12 protein-coding genes and 3 tRNA genes are annotated in these 8,665 nt (G+C 35.2%); 11 read left to right on the forward strand and 4 right to left on the reverse strand.

What is annotated here, in order from left to right; genetic code table 11:
* Positions 1-46: 46 nt before the first annotated feature.
* From V757_RS16000 to folK, 4 genes are read left to right on the forward strand one after another with little or no spacing between them, the layout of a single operon-like run.
* Positions 47-613: an HdaA/DnaA family protein gene (locus V757_RS16000; RefSeq protein WP_052019173.1), complete on the forward strand. Its 567-nt coding sequence runs from the start codon at positions 47-49 to the stop codon at positions 611-613.
* On the forward strand, positions 603-1,277 hold the full coding sequence (locus V757_RS16005; protein ID WP_023948843.1) for an HAD family hydrolase: 675 nt from the start codon (positions 603-605) through the stop codon (positions 1,275-1,277). Before V757_RS16000 ends, V757_RS16005 begins: the two co-directional genes overlap by 11 nt.
* A 13-nt stretch (positions 1,278-1,290) precedes the next feature.
* Entirely contained in the window at positions 1,291-2,736 is a 1,446-nt protein-coding gene (gene pcnB, locus V757_RS16010; RefSeq protein WP_023948845.1) for a polynucleotide adenylyltransferase PcnB, read from the forward strand.
* Positions 2,737-2,740: 4 nt separating this feature from the next.
* Positions 2,741-3,220 (forward strand): 2-amino-4-hydroxy-6-hydroxymethyldihydropteridine diphosphokinase, encoded by a 480-nt coding sequence (gene folK / locus V757_RS16015; RefSeq protein ID WP_036693961.1) that lies wholly within the window; start codon positions 2,741-2,743, stop codon positions 3,218-3,220.
* 68 nt (positions 3,221-3,288) lie between these two features.
* Here the strand turns inward: folK and V757_RS16020 are convergent, their stop codons facing one another.
* Positions 3,289-3,642, reverse strand: a complete 354-nt coding sequence (locus tag V757_RS16020; RefSeq protein ID WP_023948849.1) for a hypothetical protein — start codon at positions 3,640-3,642, stop codon at positions 3,289-3,291.
* Between the two features lie 282 nt (positions 3,643-3,924).
* Between V757_RS16020 and V757_RS16025 the strand changes: the two genes are divergently transcribed.
* From V757_RS16025 to V757_RS16035, 3 genes are all read left to right on the forward strand, one after another.
* Positions 3,925-4,012 (forward strand) — tRNA-Leu (locus V757_RS16025).
* A gap of 24 nt (positions 4,013-4,036) precedes the next feature.
* A tRNA-Ser gene (locus V757_RS16030) sits at positions 4,037-4,127 on the forward strand.
* A gap of 14 nt (positions 4,128-4,141) precedes the next feature.
* Positions 4,142-4,218: transfer RNA gene (locus V757_RS16035), tRNA-Pro, on the forward strand.
* 170 nt (positions 4,219-4,388) lie between these two features.
* Here V757_RS16035 and V757_RS27285 read toward each other — a convergent pair.
* From V757_RS27285 to V757_RS27290, 3 genes are all read right to left on the reverse strand, one after another.
* The gene (locus tag V757_RS27285; RefSeq protein WP_023948851.1) at positions 4,389-4,805 is read right to left on the reverse strand and encodes a hypothetical protein; all 417 of its coding nucleotides are present in this window, start codon (positions 4,803-4,805) and stop codon (positions 4,389-4,391) included.
* Positions 4,806-4,998: 193 nt separating this feature from the next.
* Positions 4,999-5,421, reverse strand: a complete 423-nt coding sequence (locus tag V757_RS29040; protein WP_023948853.1) for a hypothetical protein — start codon at positions 5,419-5,421, stop codon at positions 4,999-5,001.
* Positions 5,422-5,520: 99 nt separating this feature from the next.
* A complete protein-coding gene (locus V757_RS27290) occupies positions 5,521-5,955 on the reverse strand; it encodes a T6SS effector amidase Tae4 family protein (RefSeq protein ID WP_023948855.1) in 435 nt (144 codons plus the stop codon).
* A gap of 676 nt (positions 5,956-6,631) precedes the next feature.
* On the opposite strand from V757_RS27290, the gene V757_RS16045 reads away from it, so the two are divergent.
* The 4 genes from V757_RS16045 (at position 6,632) to V757_RS16060 (ending at position 8,173) form a co-directional block, all read left to right on the forward strand.
* Positions 6,632-6,910: a type II toxin-antitoxin system RelE/ParE family toxin gene (locus tag V757_RS16045; protein WP_023948857.1), complete on the forward strand. Its 279-nt coding sequence runs from the start codon at positions 6,632-6,634 to the stop codon at positions 6,908-6,910.
* Between the two features lie 11 nt (positions 6,911-6,921).
* On the forward strand, positions 6,922-7,224 hold the full coding sequence (locus V757_RS16050; protein WP_023948859.1) for a HigA family addiction module antitoxin: 303 nt from the start codon (positions 6,922-6,924) through the stop codon (positions 7,222-7,224).
* 410 nt (positions 7,225-7,634) lie between these two features.
* Complete coding sequence (locus V757_RS16055; RefSeq protein WP_218184458.1) at positions 7,635-7,832, forward strand: toxin HicA; 198 nt, start codon at positions 7,635-7,637, stop codon at positions 7,830-7,832.
* Between the two features lie 23 nt (positions 7,833-7,855).
* On the forward strand, positions 7,856-8,173 hold the full coding sequence (locus tag V757_RS16060) for a type II toxin-antitoxin system HicB family antitoxin (RefSeq protein ID WP_023948863.1): 318 nt from the start codon (positions 7,856-7,858) through the stop codon (positions 8,171-8,173).
* Positions 8,174-8,665 lie beyond the last annotated feature (492 nt).

An 8,665-nucleotide genomic window follows, 5' to 3' on the forward strand; every position in this document is an offset into this window, starting at 1 on the left:
GTCTGCTCTCTAATTTAAAAATTTACCTTTAGGACAGTCTATCTATTTGTGGGGAGAAGCTGGCTCTGGCAAAACACACTTTTTAAAAGCATTATCCACACCAACAGCAATTTTTTTCAATCATCAGAATTTTCCTAGCAACCATTTAAATGCACCTATTATTAGTAAAAATACTCGCGTCCTGATTGATGATGTCCATTTATTTTCACCTGAACAACAAACATTACTCTTCAATCTTTATAACGAGTGGCAAGCACGTAAATTACAAGAAGATGCCTTCACACTAGTCGTAACAGGGGAACACCCTCCTCTTCAAATGTTCATTCGTGAAGATTTACGTAATCGCTTAGGATGGGGGTTGGTGTATCAATTACAAATGTTGAATGATGAGGATTGTAAAGATGCTCTTAATCAACGCGCAGCTGAAAAAGGGATTCCCTTAAGTCCAGAAGTTTTACAATGGATTTTTACCTACTGCCCACGCGATATTCGTTTACTATTTGGTTTATTGGAATCACTGGATGCTTATGCTTTACGTCAACAGCGACCAATTACTATTCCACTCCTAAAAAGTCTTCTTCAATCTAATAAGGATCTTTTTGATGACAAGTAAAAACCTGGCTTTATTTGACCTTGACCACACACTTTTACCCATTGATAGTGATCATGAATGGGTTGAGTTTTTGATCCGCCATCAGTTAGCCGGCGATCCTCATGAAGTAAAGCGTAAAAATGATGAAATTTATGCAAAATATGCTGCAGGTAACCTAACAATTGAAGAGTCAGCCAACTTTATGTTGAGTTTTCTCACCTTACATAATCAGTTTGATTTAGCTCGTTATCATGAACAGTATATGCATGAAGTCATTCGACCCAACATTAAACAACAGGCCCTAGATTTGGTTAACCAACACTTGGAAGCTGGTGATTTATGCTGTTTGGTGAGTGCTACCAATTCATGGGTTATTGGTCCAATCGGTCGTGCTTTCGCTTTTGAACACATCATTGGCACAGTACCAGAAATAAAGAATGGTCAATTTACAGGTCAATTTACTGGTGTTGCCAGTTATAAAGAAGGTAAAATTACACGAACTGTTACTTGGTTAGAAAGTTTAGGACTTAATTTTGATAGTTTTGAAAAATCCTATTTCTACAGTGACTCGATTAATGATGTTCCTCTTTTAGAACATGTCACACATCCAATAGCCACCAACCCTCAAGCATCATTGCGTCAATATGCACAGGATAAGACTTGGACGATTTTAGATTTATTTTAATTAACGACTATTCATGTTAAAAGAAACCATCCACAAGTATGTAGGAAAATTATTTTCCTCTGGCAAAACTAAAGCACCAAAGGCTAAAGTCTATACCTTACCAGACCATAAGATTGACCTACGTCTAGTCTCTAGGAATGCTATCAAAGTCTGTGAAGTCTTACAAGAAAAAGGCTATGAAGCCTATATTGTAGGTGGTGCAGTCCGTGACTTAATTTTAGGTTATGAACCTAAAGACTTTGATGTAGCAACAAATGCAACGCCCGAAGAGGTTAAAAAAGCATTTCGTCGCGCTCGTATCATTGGTCGACGCTTTCGATTAGTACATGTTGTGTTTGGTAATGAAATTATCGAAACATCTACTTTTAGAGCACCAGGTGAGCAAACACGCGATGAGCATGGCAGAATTCTCAACGATAATATCTTTGGGAATCTACAAACAGATTCGTTACGTCGTGACTTTACCTTAAATGCTCTTTATTACAACCCTATCAAGCAAGAAGTTATTGACTATCATAACGGTGTCGGTGATATTCGCAAGAAAATCATTCGTATTATAGGTGATCCAGAAACACGTTATCGCGAAGACCCCGTTCGAATGCTACGTGCTATTAGATTTGCGGCAAAACTTGATGCTACTATCGAAAAAAATACTCAAGCTAGCATTAAGCCGTTAGCCTCACTAATCTCTAATGTGCCTGACTCTCGCTTATTTGATGAAACACTTAAGCTACTCACTTGTGGAAACGCCTTAAACTGCCTGAAAAAACTACGAGAAGAAGGCTTAGACAAAGGGATTATTCCCCTTTTAGATATGGTGTTAGAGCAAAAAGGAAGCCGACAATTTATTGAGTTGGCACTTGATCGCACCGACCATCGAGTGCGCAGTAATCGCCCCGTGAGTGCGAGTTTTTTATATGCAGCGATCTTATGGCCACTAGTTCAACGCTACTACCAAAAAAATATGGCATCAGGCCATATGCTGCCCGTACCTGCATTAGTAGCTGCGTCAAATCAAGTCTTAGACGAGCAGGTACAACGACTTGCTTTACAACAGCGTCATAAATCTGAAATACGTGAAATTTGGTTAATGCAACCACGTTTTAATAAGCGCGCACCTAAATATATTTGGCGTATGATTGAGCAACCCTATTTTCGTGCTGCATGCGACTTTTTACAAATTCGAGCAGCCGCACATGAGTTTGATAGCGTCTTGGCTCAATGGTGGATGGATTTAGCCAATGCACCAGACTCAGAAAAAGCTCATATGATTAATGAGCTATTAAAAACATCATCCTCAAGGAATAACCATCGTCAAAAATCCGATAAGAAACCGTTTATAGACTCTCTTGCTATAGAAGGAACACCCCCTACTCGTAAGCGAAAAACCCGTCGTCGCTCTACAAAAAAGAAATGGGCAAACGAATCAAGTACATCACCGGTATCATCCAATGACTAAGACAATGAATAACGCTTATATTGCACTAGGCTCTAATTTGGGAGAATCTAGCAATTACCTTGGAAAAGCATTACACGACTTATCTACTACGCCAGATATTTTAAGTATAAATTGTTCTTCTTTTTATCGTAGCTCACCAGTAGATAGTCATGGGCCAGACTATGTGAATGCAGTTGCTCAACTTAGCACCACCTTATCATCACAACAATTGCTAGCTTTACTACAATCTGTTGAATTAAAGTATGGCAGAGAGCGTCCTTATAAAAATGCACCTAGGACATTAGATTTAGATATTTTATTATTTAACAACGAAGTTAGTAATACGACCACCCTAACCATACCTCACCCACGTATGCATCTAAGAGCATTTGTATTAGTGCCTCTAAAAGAAATCGCTCCAGAGATAACCTTACCTCAAGGAGCGATTGATGATCTGATTGGTGCCGCCTATGCTAATGGTCAAACACTAACAAAAATGCCTTAAAGTATCAAGAGGTCTAACATTACCTAAACTAACCTCCCACTTCACTTATACCTTAACTTTATTTTTTATTAATCATCATGACGGTGACGTCGATGATGACGTCTTTCATAATAACGCTCTCTCTCCATCATTCGCCGTAAGTAATAATGCCGATTTAACAACCGCCGTTGTGCATAAAAAGGATAATCATCATAGTAGTTATGATAGAAACGACTACTAGGAAATTCATAGTTAATTCCAAAAGATCCTCCCGTACCATAATAAACAGAGGCTCTCGGTACTACAGCAATAGTTGGCTCAGCAATAACAGCTCCACCGGTACTATACACAACATCATCTGAATATGCACCATAACCATCACGATTTACCACACAAGCTGATAAACTCACTGAGGCTAATATCACCAAAAATAGACGTTTCATTTCACCTAACTCCTAAATAAGATGAAAATACAGGCGTTATACCTTATGTATGGATTGTCGGTGATAACTCAATCATATTCAATATTCTTGAAATACATGGACATATTTTTATGACACTAAATAAAAAATGATTGTTAAGGCCTCCTTCTTATACAAAAATCTTAGCCATTCGCAAGCTTTTTTGTGTTAATTTCACAACAAATAATTATCCTTGTTTATGCATTTTGATAAAAAACTAGACATAATTTAGTAATCAGCGTATAGTTATATTCTTCACACAACGCACTCGTGGTGAAATAGGTAGACACAAGAGACTTAAAATCTCTCGGGCATTGCGCCCGTGCCGGTTCGATTCCGGCCGAGTGCACCACTCTTTGGAGTATTGTTGCGTGATGGAAGCTTGGCAGAGCGGTTGAATGCACCGGTCTTGAAAACCGGCGAGGGTTTGTAGCCCTCCGTGAGTTCGAATCTCACAGCTTCCGCCAATCAAAATAGTCGTCGGGGCATAGCGCAGCCTGGTAGCGCATCTGGTTTGGGACCAGAGGGTCGTAAGTTCGAATCTTACTGTCCCGACCACTAATCGATTTCTTTAAATTCCCCCATTATTGCACACGCTTAATCCTATCAATTATTTATAATAAAAACTAATTAAACAGTTAAAATCTCACAAACTATCCATAAATCAAAAATAGGAAAAACTTTAGAGTTCCCGTAGCATTAACAACAAGAGTGACAAACTCTCTGATTCATTTTTTGCCTGAACGACTATTCTTTTTACTTATGTTTTGAATTAAGGTTTGAATACCCGTCTGCTGTATTATTTTAAAGCAATAAGCAATTGGTAATTCCAAGCCATCCATTGGGGCTCTTTCATCACGAATAGTATACATAGTCGTGTGAGCAATCGCTTTTTTAATTGCCTTTTGCATTGGCAACATAACTTCTTCAAGACTAAATTCAATGTTTTTTTGGACAAGAGCATTTGCCCACGCATATCCAGTCTTCTGCAAGTAGGGGTCTTTCTGTTGAGCAAGACAAGATGCATTAGCAAATGCATTTAAATCATTGATGAGATCTTGTTGAGTAGCAATATCACTCGTGGGTTGTGCCCAAACGCTTAAAGGCAGACTTAATATTAGCGTAACGATAGTTTTTTTCAACATGATTTTTCCCTAGTTAAACTCAAAAAATATGCTTTTTTGTGTACGCACAGTTGGGTTGCTTGGTTTTATATAATGCGAGAACCATCAACCGCCTTTAACGTGCGAGCACCAATTTTGAGTTAATGTGTTTCACGTAAAGTTTATATAAAAAACAGCCTTTTTAGACGGTTAAGTTTTAATGATTAACACTATATTAATTTGGTTTTTTACCTAATCGACTATACTTTTTACTTAACTCTCGAATTAACGCTTGAACATTAGGTTGATGAATAACATCAAAACAATAAGCAATTGGTAAGGCCTGACTTTTAAGCGGTGGCTGCTCAGAAGGAACGGAATACATAGGTGTATTAGCAATTGCCTTTTCAATAGTGGCTTTCATTGGCAAAATAACAGTCTCAAGATTAAACTCCATATTTCCCTCTGCAAGTGAGTTTGCCCAGATATACCCAGCATTCTGCAAGTAAGCATCCTTCTGTCTTATAAGGCAAGACGCATTAGCTAAAGCATTTAAATCATGGATAAGCTCTTGTTGAGCAATAGCTCCTCCCTTAGGTTGTGCCCAGACACTTAAAGGGAGACTCAAAATTAGCGTGATGATAGTTTTTTTTAACATGATTTTTCCCTAGTTAAACTCAAAAAATATGCTTTTTTGAGTGCGTATTGAAGGATTGTCCAAGTTGATATAACGTGAAAAATCATCATGACTCGGCTCTCAATAAGTCTGACCATTAAATAGGGCTATATGACCAGTAGCATTTCTCCAGTTTACTTTGAACACAATAATACCACGCTTACCTTTGATCTCACTGTCAAATGGTATAGTTGTATCAGGTTTACTAGATTTTCCAAGTCTTTTTGCAAGATACTTTCCTAGTTCTTCTACGTTATAAATAATATGAGAACCATCAGCTGTCTTTAACGTGCGAGCACCAACTGAGGCTGCAACAGCCGCATTAATTGGCCAACCACCTCGATTGAAGGCAATACTCAATCGACTGGCACAAGTGTTACCGTTTGCACCAAAACCTTTTGCATAGATATTTCTTTCTGCTTGTCCACCCTGCCAAGTAAATAAATCCTTCATCGTTGGATATTTCATATGATCTGGAAACTCATTCCAGATTCTCATAAAATTAGGTTTACTCATGCCATTCCTCCTAAAAAACTAGATAGACGTTACTAGTGTAATCGCTAATGTATTTCAGTATTATTTTATTGAGTAAGAATAATTATTATTTACATTTAGTATTTAATGATCACCGAAATTACTAATTCAGCATTGACGTAGGACAACAAAAGCTTGTAAACAATCGTTACTTAATTTTTGATGCGTTACTGATACCCTTTCTATAAATTTACTTAAAAATTCAATAGCAAGGTTAAAAATTGGCTTAGCGAACATATTTAAAAAACTTTAACGCATCAATTTATTTAAATAAAAACTAAATTTTTAAAAAATATTAATTCAAAAAAAAAATAATAATAATAAATATTGAAAGCGAAGTAACCAACTTTCCTTTCTGATAAACCTATGTCTTGCAATACGTCTTGCAATATGTCTTGCCGAGCAAATGTTACATTTTAAGCTTTTGATTTTTTTAGTAAAATTTGAGTTTTCCAAAATTTTTGCGGGAGTGATTTCACGTAAAAGCGGGAGTGATTTCACGTGGATTTAATATTTTTAAGTTGCTGATTTAAGTCTGAAAATTTACTAAATATGCTATTAAATTTGACTAGGATTTATTTGATTTTTAATATTAAATAGTATATAGTGTATAGTGTATAGTGTATAGTGTATAGCAACGATGCACATTATTTAAACTATGATTAAATCTTTTAAACACAAAGGATTACAAAAGTTTTTTGATACAGGTTCTATAAAAGGAATTAATGCCAAGCATGCTGTACGATTAAAAACACAACTTCAAATCCTTAATATAATGAAAAATATAGAAGATGCCAATGTTCCTAGTTGGAACCTGCATTCTTTGAGTGGTGAATCAAAAGATCATTGGTCATTAAAGGTTAATGGTAACTGGAGAATTACTTTTAAATTTGATGGTGAAGATGTGTATATTGTTGATTATCAGGACTATCACTAGGAGTTTTTAAAATGGCTAGAATGTATGATCCACCTCATCCCGGATTGCTTCTTAAAGAATATTTAGAAAATCTTACTGTGACAGAGGTTGCTAAGGGATTAGGGGTTACTCGTTCTGCGTTATCACGGATTGTTAATGGAAAGACTGGTATTTCCCCTGAAATGGCTCTTAGGTTAGAAGAGGCATTTGGAGCAACGAAAGCAGAAACATGGCTTAAAATGCAACTTGATTATGATTTGTGGCAAGCGGAGCAGAAACATAATAAATCTATAGTGCGACCTTTTCACAATACATTGTTACCTACTATGACGTAACAGCTTTTCTTGTCCAAATTTAAAAAACTAAATTAAACCACCTAAAGCGGTTATAAGGCGTTAGTATGAATAGGTATGTAGCCTCAAAATTATCTGTTTAATAATCTTAAAAAACTCAACCAATATTTGCTATTACTCTAAAATAAGCCTTCTATTCAATTTTTGATGTGTTACTGATACCTTTTAATACCTTAGCTTAAAAATTCAATAGCAAGGCTATAAATGCTTTTAATGAACAGATTTTAAATAAATTTCAACGCATTAAAATTCAGAAAACTAATTATTTTTAAGAATGAGATTAATTTTAGATAATTAATTATATTGCTTTATGGTATCAATAATGATACCATTTTAGGTATTATATAGTTATTAACTATCTCATGGGTACAACAAAAAAGATAATAGAAAAAATGCAGAATGAACCTGCTAATATTAGGTTTTCTGAATTAAAAAGGGTTTGTACTGAATTCTTTGGTAATCCTCGTTCAAGTGGATCAAGTCACCTGATTTTTAAAACACCTTGGCAAGGCAATCCGAGAATTAATATTCAGAATGACAATGGTAAGGCTAAAATCTATCAAGTTAAGCAAGTCTTACTAGATCATTAGATAAAATTAGGAGTTATTAAGTAATGGAACACTATACTTACAGAATTTCATGGTCAGTAGAAGATCAAGAATATGTTGGTCTGTGTGCTGAGTTTCCATCGTTATCTTGGTTGGCAAAAACTCCATCTGACGCACTAACTGGTATTATGACAGTAGTCAATGAAGTTGTTCAAGATATGAAAGCCAATAATGAATCAATACCTGAAGCGATTGCCGATCGAAATTATAGTGGCGAATTTAGAATACGTATTCCACCAATGGTACATCGTAATCTTGCTATTGCGGCTGCTGAGCAAGGCGTTAGTATGAATAGGTATGTAGCCTCAAAATTATCTGTTTAATAATCTTAAAAAAACTCAACCAATATTTGCTATTACTCTAAAATAAGCCCTCTATTCAATTTTAAATTCCAATTTTAAACCCCTTTCCTATAAATTCACTTAAAAAATTCAATAGTGAGGCTATAAATGCTTTTAATGAACAGATTTTAAATAAATTTCAACGCATTAATTCAATTAAAAACTAAAAACTTAAATTCTATTTTTTTTTGAAAAAATTTCTAATTCAAGCATTCAATAAAAATCACGTATTTTTTTTATGAAGAAGAAGGTGGCTCTCTATTGAATAAAAGTGACTTAATAATAAAAGATAAAAAGTAAATGAATAAAACATAAAAAAAGAAAACATAATTAAATTAAAAAAAAAGAATACTTCCTCTTTCATAAATATATTGTCTTGTATACTGTCTTGCCGAGCAAATTGTTTACATTTTTAATTTTTTGAATTTTTTTAATTAAAATTTAGTAGTTTTTCCAAAATTTTTGCGGGAGTGT

The sequence above is a fragment of the Pelistega indica genome, assembly GCF_000506865.1.
Taxonomy (GTDB): Bacteria; Pseudomonadota; Gammaproteobacteria; order Burkholderiales; family Burkholderiaceae_B; genus Taylorella; species Taylorella indica.